Source organism: Vibrio sp. 2134-1 (genome assembly GCF_033339495.1).
Window position 1 is genome coordinate 1 of sequence record NZ_JAWOUS010000302.1, and the last position, 788, is coordinate 788.

Sequence of the window (788 nt, forward strand, 5' to 3'; positions counted from 1 at the left end):
ATAGTGCTTCAGTAAGATCTGTTCGGTGAATTGTGTTCGTAGGTAAAAGCCTCGTGGTAGCGTCTTCATTGGTTTCCCGTTGGAGCTATAGGCTTCAGTTAGTGCTTTGGCATTAGCGGCCTTTGGGCGCAAGTGAAGCGCTTCGCCATGTCTGGCTGAAATTTGATCAAATTTGCCAAAGACGATCATTTCCATCAGTTCTTCCCAGTCATTTCGTAAGATCTGCTCTTCTTCTTTATCTGGCGACCAAATAAGAGGTGTCCCTACACGACGCTCGGCAAGGGGGATTTCTCGTTCACCTTCTACAGGTACCCACAATACACGCGAGAGCTTATTGCGCACATGGCTGGTTTCCCATGTCAGTCCTTGAACACCAGTTAAGGGTGCAACGCATACAAATGTGGTTTCTAACGGTCGTCCGTTGTAGCCAATTGGAATGCTCTTTAACTCGATACCAAGTTTGGAAAAGTCTTGTTGAGGTTTGCTACCCGCAGGAGCGCCCAAATGCCATTCCAGCAATTGTCCCACCCAGCCTTTATCGCGTTTGAGGTTTTCTGGAACGGTCATCCCTGCTTCGTCCGCTAATTCCGCAAAACTGAGTCCGGCAATATCGTGAGCTCGTTCCATTAACTCCGCATCTGATTGTGGTTCTGGTTTCATAATAACTGCATGACAATGGAAAAATCCTAGTCTAACAAATTTCAACAAAATCTACTGTCCAAGATTTCATCGAGATGGATTAAGAATGATCAATTCATAACTTATCCACAGATATAGGTGCATATAAG

General features: G+C 45.3%; 1 protein-coding gene. It reads right to left on the minus strand.

All coding sequences use genetic code 11. The annotated features are described in order from the left end of the window. On the minus strand, positions 1 to 660 hold a 660-nt coding region (gene mutH, locus R7R78_RS25615; protein WP_225474553.1), incomplete at its 3' end, for a DNA mismatch repair endonuclease MutH. Positions 661 to 788: the final 128 nt, after the last annotated feature.